This window comes from Sphingopyxis sp. PET50 (assembly GCF_025244705.1).
Classification (GTDB): domain Bacteria; phylum Pseudomonadota; class Alphaproteobacteria; order Sphingomonadales; family Sphingomonadaceae; genus Sphingopyxis.
Window position 1 is genome coordinate 1,590,959 of record NZ_CP104207.1, and the last position, 22,969, is coordinate 1,613,927.

Consider the following 22,969-nt stretch of genomic DNA (forward strand, 5'->3'; position numbering starts at 1 on the left):
CATTGCTCGCCAGCTTATGCAAAACGGTCGCATCGTATAGGATGGAAGCGCCAACGCCGTGCCATTGTGGTCTCCATCCCGGCGCCCTATCTTCGCGACACGCGCCCCCTTGCGCACCAAGAACAAATCTGGAACACACCCCTCCCATGAGTCTCACCCATATTTCGGTGCGCGGTGCGCGCGAGCATAATCTGAAGGGCGTGAACGTCGACCTGCCGCGCGACGCGCTGGTCGTCATCACCGGGTTGTCGGGCAGCGGCAAGTCGAGCCTCGCCTTTGACACCATCTATGCCGAAGGGCAGCGGCGCTATGTCGAGAGCCTGTCGGCCTATGCCCGCCAGTTCCTCGAGATGATGCAGAAGCCCGACGTCGAGCATATCGACGGCCTCTCCCCGGCGATCAGCATCGAGCAGAAGACGACCAGCCGCAACCCGCGCTCGACGGTCGCCACCGTCACTGAAATCTACGACTATATGCGCCTGCTCTGGGCGCGCGTCGGCATCCCCTATTCGCCCGCCACCGGCGAGCCGATCAGCGCGCAGACGGTCAGCCAGATGGTCGACCGCGTGATGGAACTGCCCGAGGGCACGCGCGCCTATCTGCTCGCCCCGGTCGTGCGCGGCCGCAAGGGCGAGTATAAGAAGGAACTGGCGCAGTGGCAGAAGGACGGCTTCACGCGCGTCCGCATCGACGGCGAATTTTACGAGATCGGCGAGGCGCCGGCGCTCGACAAGAAATACAAGCATGACATCGAGGTCGTCGTCGATCGCATCGCGGTCCGCGAAGGGCTCGGCACGCGGCTCGCCGACAGTTTCGAGACCGCGCTGAAACTCGCCGAGGGGCTCGCCTATGTCGACCTCGCCGACGGGCCCGTCCCGGGGCGCGAGGAGGAAGACACCGGCGGCGCGATGAAGGGCGCGGGCATCCCCGCGAACCGCCTGATCTTCTCCGAAAAATTCGCCTGCCCCGTCTCGGGCTTCACCATCGCCGAGATCGAGCCGCGGCTTTTCAGTTTTAACGCGCCGCAGGGCGCCTGCCCCGCGTGCGACGGGCTCGGCGAACGGCAGGAGTTCGACCCCGACCTCGTCGTCCCCAACCATGCGCTGAGCCTCAAGAAGGGCGCGGTCGTGCCGTGGGCGAAATCGAACCCGCCATCGCCCTATTATATGCAGGTGCTCGAAAGCCTCGGCAAAGCCTATGGCTTCGACCTCACGACGCCGTGGCAGGACCTGCCCGGGGAGGTGCAGCTCGTCATCCTCTACGGCACCGGCGGCAAGCCGGTCGAACTGACCTTCAAGGACGGCAAGCGCAGCTACACCACGCACAAGCCCTTCGAGGGCGTCATCGGCAACCTCAACCGCCGCATGCTGCAGACCGAAAGCGCCTGGATGCGCGAGGAGCTGTCGAAATATCAGACGCCGCAGCCGTGCGAGACCTGCCACGGCGCGCGCCTGCGCCCCGAACCGCTCGCGGTGAAGATCGCGGGCGAGAATATCAGCCTGTCGGCGCAGCGCAGCGTCGCCGATGCGCTCGAATGGTTCGGGACGCTCGACGCGAAACTCAACGACACCCAGCGCCAGATCGCCAAGGCGATCCTCAAGGAGATCAACGAGCGGCTCGGCTTCCTCAACAATGTCGGGCTCGATTACCTCAACCTCAACCGCACCTCGGGCACACTCAGCGGCGGAGAGAGCCAGCGCATCCGCCTCGCCAGCCAGATCGGCAGCGGCCTGTCGGGCGTGCTCTACGTCCTCGACGAGCCGAGCATCGGCCTCCACCAGCGCGACAACGACCGGCTGCTCGCGACGCTGAAGCGCCTGCGCGACCTCGGCAACACGGTGATCGTCGTCGAGCATGACGAGGATGCGATCCGCCACGCCGACTATGTCGTCGACATGGGCCCCGGCGCCGGCCTCCACGGCGGCGAAATCGTCGCCGAGGGGACGCTCGACGAGGTGCTGCAGAGCGAGAAGAGCCTGACCGCCGCCTATCTCAACGGCACCAAGCGGATCGAGATTCCGACGCGCCGCCGCAAGGGCAATGGCTTCGACCTGGTGCTGAAGGGCGCACGCGCCAACAATCTCGACAATGTCACGGTCAAGATCCCGCTTGGCACCTTCACCTGCGTCACCGGCCTGTCGGGCAGCGGCAAGTCGAGCCTGATCATCGACACACTCTACGCCAGCGCGGCGCGCGTACTCAACGGCGCGCGGATGGTCGCCGGGCCGCACGACAGCCTGAAGGGGCTGGAGCATTGCGACAAGGTGATCGACATCGACCAGTCGCCGATCGGCCGCACCCCGCGCTCGAACCCCGCGACGTATACGGGCGCCTTTACCGTGATCCGCGACTGGTTCGCGGGGCTCCCCGAAAGCCAGGCGCGCGGCTACAAGCCGGGGCGTTTCAGCTTCAACGTCAAGGGCGGGCGCTGTGAGACCTGCACCGGCGACGGCCTCATCAAGATCGAGATGCACTTCCTGCCCGACGTCTATGTGACGTGCGAGACGTGCCACGGCAAACGCTACAACCGCGAAACGCTGGAGGTGAGGTTCAAGGGCTACAGTATCGCCGACGTACTCGATATGACGGTCGAGGATGCGGCCGATTTCTTCAAGGCGGTGCCCGCGATCCGCGACAAGATGGCGATGCTCGTCCGCGTCGGCCTGGGGTACATCAAGGTCGGGCAGCAGGCGACGACGCTGTCGGGCGGCGAGGCGCAGCGGGTGAAGCTCGCCAAGGAATTGTCGCGCCGCTCGACCGGGCAGACGCTCTACATCCTCGACGAGCCGACCACCGGCCTGCATTTCGAGGATGTCCGCAAATTGCTGGAGGTGCTGCAGGCGCTGGTCGATCAGGGCAACAGCGTGATCGTGATCGAGCATAATCTCGACGTCATCAAGACCGCCGACCATATCATCGACATGGGCCCCGAAGGCGGGGTCAAGGGCGGCGAGGTCGTCGCGAGCGGCACCCCCGAACAGGTCGCGAAGAACCCGCGCAGCTACACCGGGCAATATCTGGCGCCGCTGCTCGCCCGGTAACGGACAAAACGGCGGTCAGATGCCGAGCGTGAAAAGCAGCTTCCAGAAGAGAATGATCGCCCCGACCGCGACCGCGAGCACCGCCGCCTGCGCGCCGAGCAACAGCATCAGCCGCTTCGCCGTGTCGCGTTCGTGCTGGACCTCGCGCGCGATCGCGACGAAGACCCCGAACGGCGCGGCCTGCAGCAGCAGAAAGCCCAGCATACCCGCCAGCGTGAAGCCCGCATCGCCGGTGTCCCACGGCGATGTCAGCCGCCCGATACCGCCAAGCAGATTGTCGGCGCCGCGAAACAGTATGAACAGGAACATCAGCAGCGCCGCATAGACGAGAAAGCCGAGCGCCGACCGCCGCGCCGCATAACCCGTCGTCGCCACCCGCCAGCCGCGCCCGCGCAGCATCGCGGCCAGCCCGCCGCCCGCGGCGGCCGCCAGACCGGTGCCCGCCGCGACCGCACCGGCCATGGCGATGGGAACATGATAGGGCTCGTGGAAGATGGACAGGACCGGAGCGGGGTTCATCATACTGCCAAGCCAAAGCGCCAGCAATGTGCCGAACACCGGCGCCGCGATCAGGGTCAGCGCCAGCGCCGCCCAGCGCGCGCCGCGCGCGATGTCCGGGGTGCTGGGCAATGCGCGGTTCAGCCACCATGTCGCGGCGGCCAGCGCCAGCACGAACGGCAGCACCAGCGCCGACGGCCCCATGTGCCGCGCCATGTCGGACGGGCCGACATAGCCGGCCGCGACCATGCCCATGCCCGGAATCAGCTCGGGCCCGCCGTTGGCGGCGCTGGCATAGGCGAGCAGGCCGAACGCGGCGGCCGCCGCAGGGCCGATCAGCATCGCGATGCCCGCCTGAATCGTCGCGTCACGCCAGTCCGGCCGTCCACCGGCGCGCGGCATCCACGCCCACAGCGCGGTTCCCGTAACCGCCACCACGACCGCGATCCCCAACAGCACATAGAAAAGGGTCCAGATCAGCCAGCCCGCCGCGCCGATCAGCACCAGGATGCCAAGTCCCCCCGCATCGCCACCGCCGCCGACCGGCCGCGCCGACGCGCCCCAATTGACGGGCGGCGACCGCCCCTGCGTCATCATGTCCTGCCGGGCGGCGGCATTCTGCTGGTCGATACGCCGGCTGCTCGGCCGCTTCGCGCTCGCGCTGCTCGGCGCCCGCGTTGAACGACGCCGAGTCCATGCCATGTTGCCACTGATATCCCTGATGGCTCAGCCTTGTAGCTGTTGTCGTCCGTCATCCCGCTCCCTCGTTCCAAGCCCCCCGCGGATGGCGCAAGGCCGATACCAGCGGACATGCTGGTCAGATGTGGGTCATGTCAACCGCGGCGGACTCGGCGGCAACGGCTTCAATGCCACACCGCCGACAGCGGGTAGAGCGCGATCAGCCACAGCAGGCAGCCGATCACGGCGCGCCGGTCCTTCGCCGCGATCGCCAGCGCCGCGACGGGGAAGAAGGACCAGGTGACCACCGCGTTGCGCGCATCCAGCCCCGGCATGGCGCCCAGCGCGATGACGGCCGCCAGCAGCGCGACGTTGCACAGCATCACCGCGCCGATCACCTTGCGCCGGTGCTTGTCGAAATGGGCATCGAGGCCGCTCCACTCCTCCGGGTCGTCGGGAAAGACCAGCGACGCGGCGACGAAGTAGAGCGCGGTGATCAGGAAGCCGCCGAACAGCACCGGCCAGCTGATCGGAATCGCCTCGCGCACCGCCCAGCCGTACATCCAGAAGGTGACGACGTCGCACGACACGAACAGGCCGAGCAGCGCGGTCGGCCAGCCGATGCGCACGCGGTGGCTGGCCTTCAGCGCCCGCGCCAGCCCGCCCAGCCCCTCGGCCAGCGCGAGGCCGAGGATCAGCCCGAACAGCGAAAAGACGAATTCGAACCCGCTCATAGCCCCCGCACATAAAGAAAGCCCCTCCCTTCAGGGAGGGGTTTGGGGAGGGCATGTCGCCGTCCCGTCTCGCAGCCGTTGCTACCCTCCCCACCCCCTCCCGCAAGCGGGAGGGAAGATGATGGTCGTCACCCCTGCGCTTTGTCGTCAGCCCGCCCTTTCGTCACCCCGGGCACCGACCCGGGGTCCCGCTTGAGGACGCCAGCCTGGGTTCGGGAAAAGATTATCTCACGCAAAGGCGCAAAGGCACGAAGAAGAAAGAGAAGAAGAGATTTCTCACACAAAGCCTGTCCTGAGCGCCTGCAAGGCAGTCGAAGGGACACGAAGAGGGCAGTTTTCGGTCGCTACCGGTCGGTTGCCGAACGACCGCCGTGCCTTTCAAAGCCGGACGAAGTCCGGCCATAGTCCCGCCAACGCCCGACCGACACACGACATCGGCGCCCCCAACTACCCTCTTCGTGTCTTTGTGTGAGACTTAGCCCCGCCAGCGGGCCAAACCCGCCGTCAGAAACCCCACGCAACCCCCTTCGCGCCTTTGCGCCTTTGCGTGAGATAAATCTAAGCCCCCATCAGCGTCCCGGTGACATCCTCGGCGGTGTAGATGCGGATCGCCGCATGGCTCCGGCGACAGCGCGCGCATTTCGGCGACGAAGGCGCCCGACGCGGGCACCGCGAAATGGGTGCGCACCGCCTCGATGCTCGCCCACTCCTCGACGAACATCAGCCGGTCGGGGTTTTCGACATCGATATGGCAGTTGTGCGCCAGACACCCCGGCTCGCCGCGCGACCGCGCACTATGCTCGGCGCCGAGCGCGATCATGCGCTCGCGATGCTCGGGGGTGAGGATGACGTGGCCGGTGATGAGGATCATAATCGCGTCAAAACTCAATCAGCGAGGATTCCACTTCCCGCAGCAGCCGTCTATATTTTGCTGCATTATAACTATCTCTACTACCTAGCTTTGAGGCGGATTTGAATGCATCCGAGAGTTTCGCCTGCGCAACACCAAGCCAAGCGAATGATTCGGGCGTCCTAAGATGTTTTGCGACTCTCATTGCTTGGTCTGAGAATCGCAGAAGATGATATCCACGCCATTGATCATTCTCGATACAAGACTGAAGGACTCTCATGCTTTCCCTTATTCCGTCAAGCGCTATGCTGTCACCTACATTAGATTCAAACACACCTATGTTAGCTTCAAATAGAATTACAGCGTGAGAGTTACGAATTGCAAAGTTCCTGTTTCCAGTAATGGTCATAGCCTTGTCAATCCATTCAAACGCCTGAGAATACTTACCCTTCTTCGACATATAAACTGCGCCATGCTGATAATCATATGCATTTTCAGCGATTAAAAACAACTTTTCATAAAAAGCCTTACCATCTTTTGGATCAGGAAATGCCTTAACGGCGAAATCATTGTCGTAGGCATAACGACGAAACGTTCGGTAGTCAGGTATCACTCGAGGACCCACGCTCTTATGGAAACGATCATACATCCGACCAAAGGCTTCTTGCCGACTTTCCCGGATAGCAATTCTCGCCAATCCCGAGGATCGAACGCTGAAATGGTCTTGCGTTGAGTCGTCTGGATTGTCAGTCTCTCCGACGAATTCATTAATTCTTTGAACAATATCATACCCCTCAGCATAATCCTTAGTATGAAGAAACATATGGATCATGTCATAAGAGACAAGCGTTCGACACATGTTAGAATAGCACGCCATCAAATAGACATCAAATGCGCGAGAATCTCGCTGCTCGAACTCCGCAAGCTTGTTTCGAAACCGCAATCTCAGATCTTGGTCAAATACATGCCTTACTAGACCCTCAAATAATCCCAGATACTCTGCATCCTCAATCATATTAGCAGGCGTTGTCGACTGATTTCTCCGTCGAATATCAGCAGGTAATGAGTTGAGGATGGATTGCATATCGGGAGGCGATACCGAGGTGCACGAAACCGTCTCCAACGGAGCCCTCAGGCTACGGGGATTAATAGAGTCATAAAATATGCTCGATTCCGCAACGATGAATTTGAAACCGCCAGCATCAGCGAGCATGTTAAATCCGTCTCGAGAATCTATAAACTGATCAATGAAAACCACTGGCTTATTAGATGAATCGGAATATTCTGCTATAATCTCCTGAGCTATTGCAATAGATAGCCTATCAAAGTATATACACCTTCTTTTTGTGCTGAGTTCCGTTGCCACTTGCCGTAGAATTGTACTTTTTCCTGACAGCGGAAGGCCAACGATCGATACATTTTTGCCCTGCAGAGCTTTATCAAGGACTGTCCTAAGGGGCCGCCTTTTAACAACTTGGGGCGAATAAGCATCTGACCATTCCGGTTCGGCACCAAGAAAGAATACTCGCACCGGGCGTTGCGCCACCTGATCCCGCGATGGGATTCTCCCAAGAACAGTGCGAGCCTCAAAAGCCTTCGTCACCGAAGGTAAGTCGCCGACATAATTAAGAAAGTCCTCAATTGAACCTTCAACTATATTGAAACCTAGGCTGTCATACAACTTACGCGCGGCTTCGGTAGCTTCGTAAAGCAACACCCATCTATTCGCGTTACCAAGAGTGGAATTATGGAGCGCCTGCAGCACCCCAGCGTCGTTCATGCCGTAGCCGAGAAACAGAGTAGGTCGCCTTTGCAATTCCCTCTGGAAAACAAACCAAGTTTGCTGGTCCGATTGGAAGGCCGAAGATATCTGTCCGGCTGTAAAAACGAAATTGGGCTCTTCGTGATCAACGCATCCATGCAAAGGAATATATTGAATTGCCGATCCTATATCTCGCGGCTCTCCAAATTCATGAACATCATGGAATACCGGAGACGCAAAACCGTCAATCGGACGAAAAATTTTGCGGGCCAAGTTATCTATATTAGTAGTATAGATATGACTAATAGAAATATTTCTTAGATCATCATACTGCTCAAAGCCACTATCTACATTAAATATATCTATTAAAAACTGATCGACATCTGACTTAGAATCGCTTGATAGGATGGTATACACGGACTGTAAATCAAGATCAGAAAGCTCTGTCCTTTCAAATTTACCAATCAGCGCTTCCTTTAAGCCATTTCCCGTCGGAAGATTCTGCTTTTTGGCATTCACGGCCAAAGTTGAAAAGCCCGCACCCAAGAATATATTGACCCGATCAGAAAGATCGGCCTGAAGAAGGCCAGGTTCAGATACTTTTAACATATGATCTCCCTCACCCATCCTAGCTAAGCTACATTCCCGCCGCAGACAAGCCTTCGCCCCGGCGGCGAAGCGAGCGGCGCAATGACATATATATGACAATCCCTGTCACAAACACGTCACACAAAACCCCCATTGGCCACTCAGCGAGTCGCCGCGGGGGTGGCGGTTCGCTCCGTTAGCGACCCCCGACAGGATCATCCCATGGCCAAGAATTTCGCCCTCATCGTCGAGCGCCGCGACCATCGCGCTGGCGCTTTCCGCGTGCCAGGACCAGGCCTCCTCGGGCGGCGCGGCGCGCGATTATATCAGCGCCGTCGGCTCGTCGACCGTCTATCCCTTTGCCACCACCGTCGGCGAGAAATTCGCCGAGGCGACCGGCAACAAGACGCCCAAGATCGACAGCACCGGCACCGGCGGCGGCTTCGAACGCTTCTGCGCGGGCGTCGGCGGCGACACCCCCGACATCGCGAACGCCTCGCGCCGCATCAAGAAGAAGGAGTTCGACACCTGCGCCAAGAATGGCGTGACCGAGATCGTCGAAATCCAGATCGGCATCGACGGCATCGCGCTGGGCGAGGCCGCGCGCGGCCCCGGCTTCAAGCTGTCGGAAGAGGATGTCTATAAGGCTCTTGCTGCCAACCCCTATGGCAAGCCCAACGCCGCGAAGACGTGGAAGGACGTCAACCCCGCCCTTCCCGCCGTCGCCATCTCGGTCTTCGGCCCGCCGTCGACCAGCGGCACTTACGATGCGTTCAAGGAGCTGATCCTCGGCAAGGGCTGCGACGCCAATGCCGGCATGAAGGCGCTGAAGGACAGCAACAAGGACAAGCATGAGGAAATCTGCACGACCTTGCGCGGCGCGCCCTATTATGTCGAGCAGGGCGAGAATGATAATCTGATCATCTCGAAGCTCGACAAGAACCCGACCAGCCTCGGCATCTTCGGCTTCAGCTATCTCGAGGCCAACAAGGACAAGATCAAGGCGGTGCCGGTACAGGGCGTGTCGCCGACCTATGAGACGATCGCCAACGGCAGCTACCCCGGCTGGCGCCCGCTCTATATCTACGTCAAGAAGAAGCATGTCGGGGTGATCCCCGGCCTCGCCGAATATGTCGCCGAATTCCTGAAAGGATCGGGCGAAGGCGGCTATCTCGCCGAAAAGGGGCTGATCGTGCTGTCGGGACGCGGCGCCGAGGCTGCGGCGGCCGTGGCGAAGGGCATGACGCCGCTCGACGGGTCGCAGCTCAAGTAAGGGCGGCACGGGTGGCCGGGGATGGGACCTCATTCCCGCGCCGAGCCGCCGGTTTTTCGTCTTCTTCCCCTCCCCTGCGGGGAGGGGACCGAGGGGTGGGGGAGCGAAACCACGAGGTTTCGCGTCGCCGCAAGCGAGGGTACACCCCCACCCGGCCTCCCCCTCAAGGGGGAGGGGATCAAAATATGACGCCGAGTCACGAAACTGCCATGCGCCGCCGCTTTGGGTCGGCCACATGATGACGCAAATGCGATAACGGGGACACTGTGACCTTTAACGCCGCCGCCTTGCTGCTCCTGATCGCCGGCCTCGCGCTGATCGGCTGGCTGGCTAAGCCGGGCGCGCTCGGCGCTGCTCGCGGGCCGCACCGGGAAAAAGCTCCATTCGCGCCCGCAATATCATGGCTGGTATGTCGCGCTGTGGCTGTTCGCCCCCGCGGCGCTGTTCCTCGCGGTGTGGAGCGCGGTGTCGCCGGGCCTCGTCACCAACAGCGTGCTGGCGAGCGAGGCGGCGAAGGACCTGCCCGCCTTCGGCTTCGAGCGCGGTGCGATCCTGTCCGACGCGCGCAACGTCGCGCAGGGGCGGCAGGAGGCGGTGCGCATCCCCGCCGCGGCGCCGCTGGTCGAACATTATGCCGCCGCGGGGCACAAATATGCCTGGATCGGCATCGGCGCGATGCTGGCGCTCGCGCTGGCGGGCGGTCTTTATGCCTACACGCGCATCCAGCCCGATTTCCGCGCGCGATCGCGGGTCGAAAAGATCGTGATGCTGGTGCTGCTGCTGGCGTCGCTCGTCGCGATCCTGACGACCTTCGGCATCGTGCTGTCGCTCCTGTTCGAATCGATCCGCTTCTTCCGGCTCGTGCCGCCCGGCGAATTGCTGTTCGGCACCAATTGGGCGCCGACGAGCGGGGCGCCGGTTCCGGGCACCTTCGGCGGCATCCCGCTGTTCTGGGGCACGGTGCTGATCGGCGCGATCATCGCGATGATTGTCGCGATCCCGGTCGGCATGATGAGCGCGGTGTACCTCACCCAATATGCCGACCCGCGCGTGCGCCGCTGGGTGAAGCCGTGCCTCGAGATCCTCGCGGGCGTGCCGACCGTCGTCTATGGCTATTTCGCCGCGCTGACGGTGGCGCCGGCGCTGCGCAATTTCGCGGCGATGCTGGGCATCCCGAACGCCAGCACCGAAAGCGCGCTGGCGGCGGGCATCGTGATGGGGGTGATGATCATCCCCTTCGTCTCGTCGATGGCCGACGACAGCATCAATGCGGTGCCGCAGGCGATGCGCGACGGGTCGCTGGCGCTCGGCGCGACGCCGAACGAGACGATCCGCCAGGTGCTGATCCCCGCCGCGCTGCCCGGCGTGATGGGCGGCATCCTCCTCGCGGTCAGCCGCGCGATCGGCGAGACGATGATCGTGGTGATGGCCGCCGGGCTGTCCGCCAACATGACCGCCAACCCCTTTGCCAGCGTCACGACGGTGACCGCGCAGATCGTCAAGCTGCTGACCGGCGACCAGGAATTCGACAGCGCCAAGACGCTTGCCGCCTTCGCGCTCGGCCTCGTGCTGTTCGTCGTGACGCTGCTCCTCAACATCGTCGCGCTGCGCATCGTCAAGAAATATCGCGAAGCCTATGAGTGACATGACCTCTCCCACCGATTGGAAGGGCGCGGCGATGCAGGCGCGGATCGCGCGGCGGTACGGTGCCGAGCGGCGGTTCAAGCTGCTCGGGCTCGCCGCGGTGCTCGCGTCGGGCGCCTTCCTCGCCTTCCTGCTGTTCGTCATGGTCGGCAACGGGCTGCGCGGCTTCACCTATACGCACGTTGCGGTTCCGGTCGATTTTGCGGGCACGCCGCTGACGATCGACCCCGCGCGGTTCGGCGATGCCGGCGCCGATCAGGCGATCGCGAGCGCGGGGCTCGCCGACATCGTCGCGCTCTCCGCCGACCGGGCGCTGGGCGAAGGCGGATCGTCGCTGATCAGCGAAAATGCGTGGAAGGAAGTGCGCTCGGCGATCAAGGACGACCCCGAATTGCTGAAAGGCAAGACGCTGTTCGACCTGCCCGCCTCGAGCGGCGTCGATATCGCGGCGAAGGAGGGCGCGAGCGGCGCGCTGGGCGCGACGGTCGATGCGCTGCGCAAGGACGGCAAATTGTCGACCGGCATCCACTGGCCCTTCTTCCGCAACGCCGACGCCACCGACCCCGCGGTCGCAGGCATCTGGGGGGCGCTCAAGGGGTCGGTGCTGACGATCCTGATCGCCTTCCTGATCGCCTTCCCCACCGGGGTGCTCGCCGCGCTTTACCTCGAGGAATATGCGCCGAAGAACCGCTGGACCGACCTGATCGAAGTGTCGATCAACAATCTGGCGGCGGTGCCCTCGATCATCTTCGGGCTGCTCGCGCTCGCGGTGTTCATCAACTGGTTCGGCATCTGCCAGGCGAGCGCGCTCGTCGGCGGACTGACGCTGGCGCTGATGACGATGCCGGTGATCGTCATCGCCAGCCGCAACGCGATCAAGGCGGTGCCGCCGTCGATCCGCGACGCGGCGCTCGGCGTCGGCGCGAGCCCGGTGCAGGTGGTGTTCCACCATGTCCTGCCGCTCGCGCTGCCCGGCATTTTGACCGGCACGATCATCGGCATGGCGCGCGCGCTGGGCGAAACCGCGCCGCTGCTGCTGATCGGGATGCGCGCCTTTATCGGCGACGTGCCCGGCGGCATCTGCTCGCCCGCGACGGTGCTGCCGATGCAGATATTCCTCTGGTCGGACGAGGTCGACCGCGGCTTCGTCGAAAAGACCTCCGCCGCGATCATCGTGCTGCTCATCGTCTTGCTGTCGATGAACGCGCTCGCCATCTATCTTCGCAACAAGTTTGAAAAACGCTGGTGATCATGACCCAAGAAGATCTCACTATCGCCGACCCCAAGATGACCGCGCACGGCGTCAACGTCTTTTACGGCGAGAAGCAGGCGATCAACAATGTGTCGATCGACGTCGGCACCGACCTGGTTACCGCCTTCATCGGCCCGTCCGGCTGCGGCAAGTCGACCTTCCTGCGTTCGCTCAACCGGATGAATGACACCGTCGCGGGCGCGAAGGTGACCGGCGAGATCAAGCTCGACGGCGAGGATATCTATGCGCCGAGCATGGACGTGGTGCAGCTGCGCGCGCGCGTCGGCATGGTGTTCCAGAAACCCAACCCCTTCCCGAAATCGATCTATGACAATGTCGCCTATGGCCCGCGCATCCACGGCCTCGCGCCGCAAAAGGCCGACCTCGACGGCATCGTCGAAAGGGCGCTGACCCGCGCCGGCCTGTGGGACGAGGTCAAGGACCGGCTCGCCGAGAGCGGCACCGCGCTGTCGGGCGGGCAACAGCAGCGGCTGTGCATCGCGCGCGCGATCGCGGTCGACCCCGAAGTCGTGCTGATGGACGAGCCCTGCTCGGCGCTCGACCCGATCGCGACCGCGAAGATCGAGGAACTGATCCACGAATTGCGCGGCAAGTTCGCAATCGTGATCGTCACGCACAATATGCAGCAGGCGGCGCGCGTGTCGCAGCGCACCGCCTTTTTCCACCTCGGGACGCTGGTCGAATATGGCAAGACCACCGACATCTTCACCAACCCGCGCCAGGAACGGACGAAGGACTATATCACCGGCCGCTATGGGTGATGCTGGCATCCCCTCTCCGTTCGCGTCGAGCGTAGTCGAGACGCCGTGCAGGACCGAGGGGCGTCTCGACTACGCTCGACGCGAACGGAATAGCGATGGACTTTGAAGGACGAAGCAGATGGCAGTAGTGAACGATCATACGGTCAAGGCCTTCGACGAGGACCTGAACCGCCTCCGCGGCCTGATCAGCGAAATGGGCGGCCGCGCCGAACAGGCGCTGCTCCAGGCGATGACCGCGCTCAACAAGGGCGACCTCGACCTCGCGGCGCAGGTCGTGCGCGACGACCGGAAGATCGACGCGCTCGAAACCGAGGTCGAGCAGCTGACCGTGCAGACGATCGCGCTGCGCGCGCCGATGGCCGACGACCTGCGCGAGATGATCGCGGCGCTGAAGATCGTGTCGGTCGTCGAACGCATCGGCGATTATGCCAAGAACATCGCCAAGCGGGTGGCGCTGATGGACCAGACGCGGTCGATCGAGGCGATCCCGCTGCTGATGTCGATGTCGTCGATCGTCGCCGAGCTGGTCCATGACGCGCTCGACAGCTTCGCGGCGCGCGACGCCGAACTCGCGGTGCGGGTGACCGTCCGCGACAAGACCGTCGACGATTTCTACAACAGCATCTTTCGCACCCTCGTGACCTTCATGATGGAAAATCCGAAATATATTTCGGAAAGCGCGCACCTGCTGTTCGTCGCCAAGAATCTCGAGCGCATGGGCGACCATGCGACCAATATCGCCGAGATGGTCTATTATGTCGTGACCGGCGGCCAGATGGAAGAACGCGAGCGCGGCGATCGGCCCGAAGATGGCGCCGCGGAGCAGGAGCAAGGCTGATGCCGCAGCCCGACCTGCTGCTGATCGAGGATGACGAGGCGATCGCCGAACTCATCGTCTGGCATTTCGCACGCGAAGGCTTTTCGGTCCGCCAGACCCCCGACGGCGAGCAGGCGCTCGTCCTTGTCGAGGAGCGCGTGCCCGACATCGTCCTGCTCGACTGGATGATCGAAAGCCTGCCCGGCATCGAAGTCTGCCGCCGCCTGCGCCGCAACCCGAAGTCGGCGAACGTCCCGATCATCATGCTCACCGCGCGCGGCGAGGAAGAGGACCGTATCCGCGGCCTCGAAACCGGCGCCGACGACTATGTCACCAAGCCGTTCAGCCCGCGCGAGCTGGTCGCGCGCGTCTCGGCGGTGCTGCGCCGCCTGCGTCCCGCGCTTGCCGGCGAGCTGCTCGCCTATGCCGATATCGAGCTCGATTCGGTCGCGCACAAGGTGGTGCGCGGCGGGCAGATCGTGAACATGGGTCCGACCGAATTCCGCCTGCTGCGCCATTTCATGGAGCATCCGGGCCGCGTCTTTTCGCGCGGGCAATTGCTCGACAGCGTGTGGGGCCAGGACAGCGACATCGAACTTCGCACGGTCGACGTCCACATCCGGCGGCTGCGCAAGGCGATCAACCTGCCCGGCACCGCGGACATCATCCGCACGGTGCGTTCGGCGGGTTATGCGCTCGATGCGGGCAAGGGGTAGCGAGCGGCCGGTTACGGGCGGCATATGCCGTTCCCCCGGCGAAAGCGGGGGAACGGGAGGGCCGAAACGGGGCAATTGCGGTTAAGCCGCCTTATGGATCCCGCTGGCGCCGAGCGAAGTCGGGATACCCCGAAGGCGAGCGCTCCCGACGGGTGTCCTGAATTCGCTCGACACGAACGGACAAGGAAGACGGTCCCCTCCCCGCCCCCGCTTCTTCCGTGTCAAAAGTCGATCTGCGTCCTCAGCCCGAACGTATCCGCCGAATAGTCGCGGTCGCCCCCCGCCGCCGCAATCCGCGCGTCGTCGATCCACAGGTGGCCGTAGCTCGCGGTCAGCCGGATATATTCGATCGGGACCCATACCAGCGACAACAGGCCGGCCTTTTGCCGCCCGCCGATCAGGCCGGCGTCGTTGAGGTCGAGATGATCGTAACGCGCATTGACCTCGATCGCGCCGATTCCACCCTCGGTGACAGGGTTCGATGGCTTCAGGCGATCGAAGGCGCTGTCCTTGTAGGCGCGCCTGTCGCCCTTGGTCAGGACCACGCCGACCTCGGCATAGCCGCCGAAATAGGTCGGATCGGCGGCGCCCTCGCGCTTCGCGGTCTGCCAATAGCCTTCGCCCGCCGCATGGAACGGCCCCGCGATCACCGCCGCCTCCAGCCCCAGGCCGCGCTCGCCGCTGACGTCGATTTCGTCGGTGTCGACGAGGCGCACGTCGGTCGTATGGATGAACGGCCGCGCACGATAGCGCACCGTGCCGGCGGGATCGTTGAGATCGCGCAGGTGGATGGAACCGCCAAGATGCAGTTGCACATCGCCGAACTTGGGCATGAACACCGCGCGGCCGTCGAAGCCGATCGCGTGGTTGCCGTCATTGAGGTCCGCGGCATTGTCGCCGAACACCCCGCCCTGCACCAGCACCTGTTTGCCCTTATATTGCGCCGACAGGCCGACGCGGCGCTCGAAACCGAAGGCCGAGCCAAAGGCAGTGCGCTCCAGGTGACTGAGGAACAAATCGCTCGTCAGCTCGTCGAGACCCCAGAAAGGTTTGATCTGACCCACGGTCACCGACAAGGGGCCGGGGCCGTAAGTGAAATAGACGTCGGCCAATTCGACACTGCTGTTCGCGATGTCGGCCTCGACCCGATAGGAAAAGCCGCCGGGGATTTTGCCATCGACGCCGAGATAGACGCGCCGGAACTCGGTCGCCGTGCCGCCGCGATTGGCAAGTACGCCGGCCGGTGCGTCGATCCCCGCGACGTCGAGTTGAATCCGCCCGCGCGGTTTGAAGGCCCAGCCGTCGGCGGTCCTGATCTCGGGCGCGCCCTTCCAGCCGATTTCGGTCGCGGCCTTCGCGGTCACCGGCGGCGTCCCCGGCGCGGGAGCCGGCGTAGCGGCGGGGCTAGGCTGAGCGGTGGCCGCGTCGAGCCGCGCCTCCAGCGTCTGCACCTGCGCCTTGAGCGCGGCAAGCTCGGCGCGCAGCGCCGCCGCTTCCTCCGCCGTCATCGCCTGGGCATGGGCCGTGGCGGGCATCGCCAGCATCGACGATGCGAGGAAGGCGGCAATCAAGGTAGGACGCATGGATAGGGCTCCGGCTGGTGCGGTGGCGGGTTGGCCGCGCTGCTATGACGCATTGATGACAATTCCGAGACTCAATCGTGACATTTATGTTGCCGCATAGCTTCCGCCGCAGACGCCGCTTGCCTCGCCGCAATCTCGGGCTAAGGACGAGGCCAAATCTTCTCAGGAGACCATCATGACGATCAAATTTGACGGACGTGTTGCCATTGTCACCGGTGCGGGCGGCGGGCTCGGCCGCGCCTATGCGCTGGAACTGGCACGCCGGGGTGCCAAGGTGGTCGTCAACGACCTGGGCGGCGCGCGCGACGGCACCGGCCATTCTGACGCCGCGCTTCAGGTGGTCGAGGAAATCAAGGCGTTCGGCGGCACCGCCATGTCGAACGGCGGCAGCGTCACCGAATATGAACAGATGGTCGAAATGGTCGCCAAGGCCAGGGAAGAATGGGGCGGTGTCCACGTCCTGATCAACAACGCCGGCATCCTGCGCGACAAGAGCTTCGCCAAGATGGAGCCCGCCGATTTCGACCTGGTGCTGAAGGTGCATGTCAGCGGCAGCGCCAATGTCACCAAGGCGTGCTGGGATCTGATGCGCGAGCAGGCCTATGGCCGCATCCTGATGACCGCCTCGTCGACCGGCCTCTACGGCAATTTCGGCCAGGCCAATTATGGCGCGGCGAAGCTGGGCCTCGCCGGGCTGACCAAGACGCTCCACCTCGAGGGCGCGAAATACAACATCCGCTGCAACACGATCGCCCCGGTCGCGGGCACGCGCATGACCGAGGACATCTTCCCCGCCGAGCTGTTCGAGAAGTTCACGCCCGAAAATGTCGTGCCCGCCGCGCTCTATCTGGTGAGCGAGGACGCGCCGACCAACATGATCGTCGGCGCGGGCGCGGGCGCCTTCCACGCCGCCTATGTCACCATGACCCCCGGCATCGCTCTCCCCGAAGACGAGCGCACGCCCGAAGGCGTCGCCGCCGCGTGGGACAAGATCATCGACCGCAACGGCGAAACCGTGCCCCAGTCGGGCAGCGAGCAGTCGATGGCGGTGATGAAGGCGTTGCAGGCACTGGGCTGAGCCTGATAAGACCTTCATCGGGGGCGCCGGGGCGGCGCCCCCAGATGGGGGGAATATATGGCTGACATGTCTCTGGCCGACGGCATCGACCTGCTGCAACGGCGGGCGAGGATCGTCAAAGCGCTGCTCGTCGCCGGGCTGGCGCTCGTGATCGCCCAACTGTTTGGCGAGATGGGCGAATATAGCGGGGCGATCGACCTCGCCGATCCCGATCCATCGCCGCTGGTCCGGCTTTACAGCATCGCGCTGCTGATGATGATTCTCGTCACCATTGCGACGATCGTCCTTTTCGCGATGTGGATCTATCGCGCCGCCGCCAATGTCGCCGCCGCCGATGTCGCGGGGTTCGATTATACGCCGGGATGGGCCGTTGGCTGGTACTTCATTCCCTTCGCCAACCTCGTCAAACCCTTCACCGCGATGCGCCAGATCTGGAACGCCAGTCATGGCGGCACGGGGAATGAACTCGACCAGGGCAACGGGCTGCTCACCGTGTGGTGGGCGACCTGGCTGATTTCGAACATCGCCAACAATATCGCGACGCGGCTCCAGCTCGGCGCCACCTCGATCGAGGAGCTGCAAACCGGCCTGATGTTCGGAATGGTCGGATCGGTGGTCAGCGTCGCGCTCTATCCCGCCGCGTTGCAGCTGGTCACGCGCATCACCGCGGCGCAACAGGAGCGGCTGACCGCGGCGAACATCTTCGCCTGATTTATCGTATTGCATCACTAACACAGCTATGCCATAAGCGCTGCGGGGCAAGGGGATCGGACAGAAGGACGACCCCAATGTATAGCGAAAGCGACCTGCAAGCCGCGGTCGACGCAAAGGTCATGACGCCGGAGGCCGCAGCGGCCTTCCGTGCCCATATCGCGTCGGTCCGCTCCGCCCCCGGGGCGGACGAGGAATCATTCCGCCTCATCACCGGCTTCAACGACATCTTCGTCAGCATCGCGGCGGTGATTTTGCTCGTCGCGGTCGCGTGGATCGGCCAGTCGATCCACACCGCGCTCGCGGGCGTGTTCGTCGCCGCGTCGGCCTGGTTCCTTGCCGAATATTTCACCCGCAAACGCCGCATGGCGCTGCCCAGCATCGTGCTGGTCATGGCCTTTGCCGGCGGGGTGTTCGCCTCGATGGTCGGCTTCCTCGTCGAACATGGCGAGGCGATCTTCGGCAACCGCCCCGACGAGACGGTCGGCGCGGTCATCATCGGCACGATGGCGCTGATCACCGCGGGCGCGACCTGGTTCCACTGGCGCCGCTTCATGGTGCCGATCACCGTCGCCGCCGGAACCGCCGCGCTCGCCGCGACCGCGGTCGCGCTGGTGCTGTCGATCACCGGCGTGCCGCACGACGGCGGCCAGACCTTGGTGATGGCGCTGGTGCTCGTCGCGGGGCTCGGCGTCTTCGCGCTCGCCATGTGGTGGGACCGCAGCGACCGGGTGCGCCAGACGCGCCGCAGCGACGTCGCCTTCTGGCTCCACCTGCTCGCCGCGCCGATGATCGCGCATCCGATCTTCCACCTGCTCGGCGTCACCGACGGCGGCAATATTTCGAGCGCCGCGGCGGTGCTGGTGATCGGCGTCTATATAGTGTTCGGGGTGATCGCGCTGGCGATCGACCGCCGCGCGCTGCTCGTCTCCGCCCTCGCCTATGTGCTGTTCGCGCTGACCGAGCTGTTCCGCACCTTCGGCGCGGTCGAGCTCAATGTCGCGCTGACCGCCTTCGTGATCGGTTCGGCGCTGCTGCTGCTCTCGGCCTTCTGGCAGAATGCGCGGAGCGTGGTGGTGGGTTTCCTGCCCGCAAACCTCGCGAACCAGCTGCCCGCGACGGTTCAGCCCGTCAGTCCGATACCAGCTTCATAAGCCTGCGTTCGACGGGGGCGAGCACGTTCGCGAGTTCGTCCCCGCGTTTCAGGACCGCCCCGGCTTCGGAGACAAGGGCCCACATGCCCTGCTTGGCTCCTGAGCGCGGGGCGTTTCTCTATGCGATATTCGGGCCGCTCGGCGGCGCGGCGAAAGGCGGAGAAGACCGCAACGTCGCGCTGGAAATCCATCGCATAGTCGCGCCATTTGCCGGCCGCGACCATGCGCCCGTAAAGGTCGAGGATGCGGGTCAGTTCCTGGCGGTCGAACGCCGTCTGCCGAGGCTGGGCGCCGCTGTACGGCCAGGGGGTGACGACCCCCATCAGGCGTGGCTGCGTCCCTTGCGCGGCGCCGGTTCGGCGGCGGCGTCACGCTCGGCCACCACGGCGGCGAGCTGTTTCTGAAGCTGTTCGAGCTGGCACTGGAGCAGTTCGACCTTTTGCGTCGCCGGATCGAAGGTTTCGTGGCACGTCCCGTAAGGAACGAATTCGCGGGCATATTCGGTGGCGTCGACCAAGGTCGAGCGCGCCGGGATGCCGACCATCACCGCGCCTTCGGGCACATCCTTGGTGACCACCGCATTGGCGCCAATGCGGGCGCGCGCGTTGACCATGACCGGGCCCAGGATCTGCGCCCCCGAACCGACGATCACGTCGTCGGCCAGCGTCGGGTGGCGCTTGCCGCCGATGCCGTTGGCGGGGTCGGTGCCGCCCAGCGTCACGCCCTGATAGATGGAGACGTTGTCGCCGATCTCGGCGGTCTCGCCGATCACGACGCCAAAGCCATGGTCGATGAACAGATGCCGCCCGATCTTCGCGCCGGGGTGAATGTCGATCGCGGTCAGGAAGCGTGCAAAATGATTGACGAAGCGCGCGAGGAAAAACAGGTCGGCCTCGAACAGCCAGTGCGCGACACGATGCATGGCGACGGCGAGCAGGCCCGGATAGAGCAGGATTTCCCAGCGCGAGCGCGGCGCGGGGTCGCGCGCCTTGATCGAATCGAGATAGGCGACCAGCCCGTTGAACATCAATCGTCCCCTGCGACCCTATTTTGTACCGCACTAGATATATGTTCGGCGGCGGCATTTCCAGCCCCGGCGGCATTTATTCGTCAGCGGCCGATCAGCCCGACGCGAAACAACAGCAATCCCTCGCTTCGCCACCGCCGCTCGCCGTCCGCCGCGACGATCGCGGCGGCCCAGCGATCGAGCATGAGCAAGGCCTTGCTTCCCCGGAAGGTTTCGCGCCGCGGCGCCGGTTGGTTACGCGCGGCGGCGAATAGCTGGCGAGCCTCGCCCACGCCCTCCTGTTGGCCCGCCGCCCAGAGCAGACCCCAGCGCACGCCCCCGCCGCCGCCCGACAGCCGGAACAGCGCTTCGCCGAAACCGGCTCCCGCCGCCTGCCGCATCGCCATATCCTCGGCGAGCAGCATTGCTTCGGCGGCGTCGACGAGCGCATCGAGACCGCCCTGCCCGGCCCACGACGCCTGCAATTCAGCGAGCAGCGGTTCGCCTTTCGGTAGGGCGGCGGGGTCCGTCGCCAGCATCGCCATCATGTCGCGCCACCAGGCGAGCTTGATCTGGCCGATCAGCGGCTCGCGCGCGCCGGCATGAGCACTCTGGTCAGCCGTTCGGCCAGCCCCCACAGCGCCGCCATCGCCCCACGCCGCTCGCGCGGCACCGCGACCATCACGCGCGGATCGCGGATATCGGGGTAGGGTCGCTCGTCAGGGTTGGGTTCAACTGTCATGCGCCGACAGCGTTAGAAGAGACCGTGACAAATATAAACCGTTCGCCCTGAGCCTGTCGAAGGGCCGTTCTTTCTTCAAACGAAGTCAAAGAAGAACGGTGCTTCGACAAGCTCAGCACGAACGGAATTAAAGGTGACGCAATGCTTCAGACGCGATTGCAGACCGTCTTCACCGCCGCAATGACGCGCGGGGTATCGACCAGCGCGAGCTTTTCGAGATTGGCGGCATAGGGGAGCGGCACATCCTCGTTGCACACGCGCAGGACCGGCGCGTCCAAGTCGTCGAAGCCCTGCTCCATCGCAACCATCGCGAGTTCGCTGGCGATCGAACAGACCGGCCAGCCTTCCTCCACGACGACCAGACGGTTGGTCTTCTTCAGGCTGGCAAGCACCGTTGCGGTATCGAGCGGGCGCAGCGTGCGCAGGTCGATCACTTCGGCCTCGATGCCCTCGGCGGCGAGCTGGTCGGCGGCTTCGAGCGCCAGACCGACGCCGATCGAGTAGCTGACGATGGTGACGTCGCTCCCTTCGCGCATGATCCGCGCCTTGCCGATCGGCAGGACGAAATCCTCGACCTCGGGCACGTCGAAGCTGCGGCCATAGAGCAGCTCATTCTCCAGAAAGACCACCGGGTCCTCGCTGCGGATCGCGGCCTTGAGCAAACCCTTCGCATCGGCCGAGTCATAGGGCGAGATCACGATCAGGCCCGGAACACTGGCGTACCAGGGCGCGAAATTCTGGCTATGCTGCGCGGCGACGCGGCTCGCGGCGCCATTGGGGCCGCGGAACACGATCGGGCAGCGCATCTGGCCGCCCGACATATAGTTGGTCTTCGCCGCCGAGTTGATGATGTGGTCGATCGCCTGCATCGCGAAGTTGAAGGTCATGAACTCGATGACCGGTTTCAGCCCGCCCATCGCCGCGCCGGTGCCGAGACCGGCAAAGCCATATTCGGTGATCGGGGTATCGACGACGCGCTGGGGACCGAACTCTTCGAGCAGGCCCTGCGTCACCTTGTACGCGCCCTGATATTCGGCGACTTCCTCGCCCATCACGAAGATGCGGTCGTCCTTGCGCATTTCCTCGGCCATCGCGTCGCGCAGCGCCTCGCGGACGGTGGTCCTGACCATCGCGGTGCCTTCGGGGATTGCGGGATCGGAGGCGCGCTCGGCGGGCGACGGCCTCTCCGTCGCCCCCGCGAAGGCGGGGGCCGTTGCGTTGGGCGCGATACTGCCAGCGGCCCCCGCCTTCGCGGGGGCGACGTCTTTTTCCTCGACCGGAGCCGGCGCGGGCGCCGCGGCAGGCGCTGCCGCTTCCTCGCCCTCACCCGCGATCGTCGCGATCACGGTGCCGACCTTCACATTGTCGGTTCCCTCCGCGACCAGGATCTGGCCGATCGTGCCCTCATCAATGGCTTCGAATTCCATCGTCGCCTTGTCGGTCTCGATCTCGGCGAGGATGTCGCCCGATTTGACGGTGTCGCCTTCCTTGACGAGCCACTTGGCGAGCGTGCCCTCTTCCATCGTCGGCGACAGCGCCGGCATCTTCAATTCAATTGCCATCGGAAACCTCGGTCATCGCTTGATCTTCTTTCATCGCCACCAGCGCCGTCATAGTCCCGTCGGACAAGCGGAGGCATTTCGACAATACCGCCCCCGGCGGCAATTTCAGTTCGCTACATTCGGACATCGGCAGCGTCTCAGAGCCGACCGGTCCATCAAAGGTTCCAGGCGGCGGGGGGCCCGGGTCGGGCGAAACCGGCGCGGCGCGGATGGCGGCCGCCACAGCGGTATAATTGAGGCGTGCGCCGTTGGCTTCGGCCTGCAAGGCGGCAATGATCGTCGCCGGGGCACCGACTGCCGAGCCGTAAATGCCATGCCGGTTCATGTACCGGACGAGCGGCGTTTCGGGATCGCGCAGTTTCCACTGCACCCGCAGCATTTCATCGAGGTGCCCGCGGAATCGCCGCGACGCCTCTCGCTCAGCCAGCGTCTTGTAATCCGCCGGAGACAGTGTGGATTTCAGGCATGCCACGGCTTCGTCCACGGTTTGGGGCGCGC

19 protein-coding genes and 2 pseudogenes are annotated in these 22,969 nt (G+C 64.0%); 10 read left to right on the forward strand and 11 right to left on the reverse strand.

Annotated elements, in window-relative coordinates:
- Positions 1-146: 146 nt before the first annotated feature.
- Positions 147-3,041: an excinuclease ABC subunit UvrA gene (gene uvrA / locus N0A20_RS08355; protein ID WP_260583419.1), complete on the forward strand. Its 2,895-nt coding sequence runs from the start codon at positions 147-149 to the stop codon at positions 3,039-3,041.
- Positions 3,042-3,056: 15 nt separating this feature from the next.
- On the opposite strand, the gene N0A20_RS08360 is transcribed toward uvrA, so the two are convergent.
- The 4 genes from N0A20_RS08360 to N0A20_RS08375 form a co-directional block, all read right to left on the reverse strand.
- Entirely contained in the window at positions 3,057-4,241 is a 1,185-nt protein-coding gene (locus N0A20_RS08360) for a hypothetical protein (RefSeq protein WP_260583421.1), read from the reverse strand.
- A gap of 161 nt (positions 4,242-4,402) precedes the next feature.
- The gene (locus N0A20_RS08365; protein ID WP_260583422.1) at positions 4,403-4,951 is read right to left on the reverse strand and encodes a hypothetical protein; all 549 of its coding nucleotides are present in this window, start codon (positions 4,949-4,951) and stop codon (positions 4,403-4,405) included.
- A gap of 475 nt (positions 4,952-5,426) precedes the next feature.
- Positions 5,427-5,822: a putative quinol monooxygenase gene (locus N0A20_RS08370; RefSeq protein WP_260583423.1), complete on the reverse strand. Its 396-nt coding sequence runs from the start codon at positions 5,820-5,822 to the stop codon at positions 5,427-5,429.
- A 7-nt stretch (positions 5,823-5,829) separates the two neighbouring features.
- Complete coding sequence (locus tag N0A20_RS08375) at positions 5,830-8,172, reverse strand: SIR2 family protein (protein ID WP_260583424.1); 2,343 nt, start codon at positions 8,170-8,172, stop codon at positions 5,830-5,832.
- Between the two features lie 211 nt (positions 8,173-8,383).
- Between N0A20_RS08375 and N0A20_RS08380 the strand changes: the two genes are divergently transcribed.
- The 6 genes and pseudogenes from N0A20_RS08380 (at position 8,384) to phoB (ending at position 14,635) form a co-directional block, all read left to right on the forward strand.
- Positions 8,384-9,424, forward strand: coding sequence for a substrate-binding domain-containing protein (locus tag N0A20_RS08380; protein ID WP_260583870.1), 1,041 nt, complete (start codon positions 8,384-8,386; stop codon positions 9,422-9,424).
- 266 nt (positions 9,425-9,690) lie between these two features.
- Positions 9,691-11,068 (forward strand): annotated as a pseudogene (pstC, locus tag N0A20_RS08385) (phosphate ABC transporter permease subunit PstC).
- Positions 11,061-12,317 (forward strand): phosphate ABC transporter permease PstA, encoded by a 1,257-nt coding sequence (gene pstA / locus N0A20_RS08390; protein WP_260583427.1) that lies wholly within the window; start codon positions 11,061-11,063, stop codon positions 12,315-12,317. Before pstC ends, pstA begins: the two are co-directional and overlap by 8 nt.
- A gap of 2 nt (positions 12,318-12,319) precedes the next feature.
- The gene (gene pstB / locus N0A20_RS08395; RefSeq protein WP_260583428.1) at positions 12,320-13,102 is read left to right on the forward strand and encodes a phosphate ABC transporter ATP-binding protein PstB; all 783 of its coding nucleotides are present in this window, start codon (positions 12,320-12,322) and stop codon (positions 13,100-13,102) included.
- A 127-nt stretch (positions 13,103-13,229) separates the two neighbouring features.
- The gene (gene phoU, locus N0A20_RS08400; protein ID WP_260583871.1) at positions 13,230-13,940 is read left to right on the forward strand and encodes a phosphate signaling complex protein PhoU; all 711 of its coding nucleotides are present in this window, start codon (positions 13,230-13,232) and stop codon (positions 13,938-13,940) included.
- The gene (gene phoB, locus N0A20_RS08405) at positions 13,940-14,635 is read left to right on the forward strand and encodes a phosphate regulon transcriptional regulator PhoB (protein WP_058809318.1); all 696 of its coding nucleotides are present in this window, start codon (positions 13,940-13,942) and stop codon (positions 14,633-14,635) included. Before phoU ends, phoB begins: the two co-directional genes overlap by 1 nt.
- A 221-nt stretch (positions 14,636-14,856) precedes the next feature.
- Here phoB and N0A20_RS08410 read toward each other — a convergent pair whose 3' ends face one another.
- Positions 14,857-16,218, reverse strand: coding sequence for an OprO/OprP family phosphate-selective porin (locus N0A20_RS08410; protein ID WP_260583430.1), 1,362 nt, complete (start codon positions 16,216-16,218; stop codon positions 14,857-14,859).
- 175 nt (positions 16,219-16,393) lie between these two features.
- On the opposite strand from N0A20_RS08410, the gene N0A20_RS08415 reads away from it, so the two are divergent.
- The 3 genes from N0A20_RS08415 (at position 16,394) to N0A20_RS08425 (ending at position 19,161) form a co-directional block, all read left to right on the forward strand.
- Positions 16,394-17,296, forward strand: a complete 903-nt coding sequence (locus tag N0A20_RS08415; protein WP_260583432.1) for an SDR family oxidoreductase — start codon at positions 16,394-16,396, stop codon at positions 17,294-17,296.
- Between the two features lie 57 nt (positions 17,297-17,353).
- The gene (locus N0A20_RS08420) at positions 17,354-18,007 is read left to right on the forward strand and encodes a DUF4328 domain-containing protein (RefSeq protein ID WP_260583433.1); all 654 of its coding nucleotides are present in this window, start codon (positions 17,354-17,356) and stop codon (positions 18,005-18,007) included.
- A 77-nt stretch (positions 18,008-18,084) separates the two neighbouring features.
- Positions 18,085-19,161, forward strand: coding sequence for a hypothetical protein (locus tag N0A20_RS08425; protein ID WP_260583434.1), 1,077 nt, complete (start codon positions 18,085-18,087; stop codon positions 19,159-19,161).
- Here N0A20_RS08425 and N0A20_RS08430 read toward each other — a convergent pair.
- The 6 genes and pseudogenes from N0A20_RS08430 to N0A20_RS08455 form a co-directional block, all read right to left on the reverse strand.
- A pseudogene (locus tag N0A20_RS08430) lies at positions 19,139-19,484 on the reverse strand (DUF2794 domain-containing protein). The gene N0A20_RS08425 and the pseudogene N0A20_RS08430 sit on opposite strands and share 23 nt — an antisense overlap.
- Positions 19,484-20,188, reverse strand: a complete 705-nt coding sequence (cysE, locus tag N0A20_RS08435; protein ID WP_260583435.1) for a serine O-acetyltransferase — start codon at positions 20,186-20,188, stop codon at positions 19,484-19,486. Before cysE ends, N0A20_RS08430 begins: the two are co-directional and overlap by 1 nt.
- An 83-nt stretch (positions 20,189-20,271) precedes the next feature.
- A complete protein-coding gene (locus tag N0A20_RS08440; RefSeq protein ID WP_260583438.1) occupies positions 20,272-20,805 on the reverse strand; it encodes a hypothetical protein in 534 nt (177 codons plus the stop codon).
- On the reverse strand, positions 20,748-20,909 hold the full coding sequence (locus tag N0A20_RS08445; RefSeq protein WP_260583440.1) for a hypothetical protein: 162 nt from the start codon (positions 20,907-20,909) through the stop codon (positions 20,748-20,750). The genes N0A20_RS08440 and N0A20_RS08445 overlap by 58 nt, the downstream gene beginning before the upstream one ends.
- 146 nt (positions 20,910-21,055) lie before the next feature.
- Positions 21,056-22,471, reverse strand: a complete 1,416-nt coding sequence (locus N0A20_RS08450; protein WP_260583441.1) for a pyruvate dehydrogenase complex E1 component subunit beta — start codon at positions 22,469-22,471, stop codon at positions 21,056-21,058.
- On the reverse strand, positions 22,461-22,955 hold the full coding sequence (locus tag N0A20_RS08455) for a hypothetical protein (RefSeq protein WP_260583443.1): 495 nt from the start codon (positions 22,953-22,955) through the stop codon (positions 22,461-22,463). Before N0A20_RS08455 ends, N0A20_RS08450 begins: the two co-directional genes overlap by 11 nt.
- Between the last annotated feature and the right edge of the window lie 14 nt (positions 22,956-22,969).